Origin of the sequence: Streptomyces sp. URMC 123, from assembly GCF_051386515.1 — a bacterium.
GTDB lineage: Bacteria > Actinomycetota > Actinomycetes > Streptomycetales > Streptomycetaceae > Streptomyces.
Genome location: NZ_JBPQTV010000580.1, coordinates 1 through 1,769, shown reverse-complemented (window position 1 = coordinate 1,769; position 1,769 = coordinate 1). Strand labels below are relative to the sequence as shown.

2 protein-coding genes are annotated in these 1,769 nt (G+C 72.4%); both read right to left on the bottom strand.

Annotation, left to right across the window (positions count from 1 at the left end):
- A partial coding sequence (locus ACSNOD_RS30930) for an MFS transporter (RefSeq protein WP_436770393.1) occupies window positions 1-721 on the bottom strand: 721 nt, incomplete at its 3' end.
- Window positions 718-1,764, bottom strand: coding sequence for a PLP-dependent cysteine synthase family protein (locus ACSNOD_RS30925; RefSeq protein ID WP_436770394.1), 1,047 nt, complete (start codon window positions 1,762-1,764; stop codon window positions 718-720). The genes ACSNOD_RS30925 and ACSNOD_RS30930, both read right to left, overlap by 4 nt.
- Between the last annotated feature and the right edge of the window lie 5 nt (window positions 1,765-1,769).

The window sequence follows — 1,769 nt, the reverse complement described above, 5'->3', positions numbered from 1 at the left end:
CGATCATCGCGGTGGAGAACAGCAGGAAGGGGCGGTTTCCGACGACCGTGCGCCACTGCGTTCGTACGGCTCCGGGGGCGGACGCTCCGGTTCCGGCCGCAGAACTGGTGCCGGACGCCGTGGCGGTCGGGGCCGTCGGCGCGTGCGCGGGCGGCAGGGCGCGCATCTGGACCAGCGACAGGACCGCGAAGACCGAGGCGGCCACCAGACAGGTCAACCGGAAGCTCACCCCGGTCAGCGCGACGCCCACCAGGGGCCCGAGCAGAATGCCGGCCTGGTAATGCACGTTGAACAGGGCGAACGCCTCCACCCGCCGATCACCCGAACTCTGCGCGAGATAGGCCCGTACGGACGGGTTGAACAGGGCGCCCGCCAGTCCTGTGGCCGCGGAGGCCGCCAGCAGGGCCGGCAGGGAGTCCACGAGCCCCAATACGGCGAAACCCGCCGTCCGCAGCACCAGCCCAGCGATGATCATGGGTTTGTAGCCGAGCCGGTCGGCCAGGGTGCCGCCGAAGAAGAACATGCCCTGCTGGCTGAAGTTGCGCACGCCCAGGATCAGCCCGACGGTCCAGGCGGCCAGTCCGAGCGTGCCGGCCAGATGCTGCGCCAGATAGGGCATCAGCATGTAGAAGCCCAGATTGATGGTGAACTGATTGACCATCAGCAGGCGGGTGGAGCGGTCGATGGTGCGCGTGCGCGCGATCGGATTGGTCGGTGTCATCGCTCGGCTCCGCGGCCGTCGGCCAGCGGGTCGACGACGGTGGCGCAGCGCGTCCAGCGCGTCACCTCGGCGTCCCGGGGGTGCGCCAACTCGTCCGGCGCCTGGGCCGGTTCGACGTCGAGCAGGCCGTGGGCGGCGCAGTACGCGTCGTCGTAGACCGTGCCGAGGTAGCGCTGGGGGCCGTCGGGGAAGACGGCCGCGATACGGGTCTCGGGCGGCAGCGTGCCCGCCAGCCAGCCGGCCACCAGGGCGACCGCCCCGACGCTCCAGCCCCCGGTGGCGTAGTGGGAGGCCGCCAGCCGCCGACAGGCCCACACGGCCTCGCCCGGGGCCACCCAGTGGACCTCGGTGAAGGTGTCGTAGGCGACGTTGCGGGGGTAGATGCTGGAGCCGAGGCCCCGCATCAGCCGACCGCGGGCGGGCTGGCCGAAGATGGTGGACCCGATGGTGTCCACGCCGACCAGGCGCAGTTCGGGGTAGAGCCGGCGCAGCACCCGGGAGATCCCCGCGGAGTGGCCGCCCGTGCCGACGCTGCACACCAGAACGTCGACATGGCCGAGCTGCGCGGCCAGTTCGAGGCCGAGCGGGGTGTAGGCGGCGACGTTGTCGGGGTTGTGGTACTGGTCGGGGCACCACGAGCCGGTGTGCTCGGCCAGCAGCTCGTGGACGCGGTCGCGCCGGGCCTGCTGCCAGCCACCGGTCGGATGCGCCTCGGCGACGACATCGACCCGTGCCCCGTACGCGGTCAGCAGCCGGGTCATGGACGGCTCCAGCCCCGGGTCGGTGACCAGTGTGACGGGGTGGCCGTGGACCATGCCGGCGAGGGCCAGGCCCAGTCCCAGGGTGCCGCTCGTGGATTCGACGATCATGCCGCCGGGCCGCAGGTCGCCGCGGGCACGGGCCCGCTCGACCATGTGCAGCCCGGGGCGGTCCTTGATGCCGCCGGGGTTGAGCCCCTCCAGCTTGGCCCAGAAGCCGCGGCCGGCCGGAGCCAGGGGCTCGGAGACCCTGAGCACCGGGGTGTTGCCGACGAGACCGGTCAGCCCGT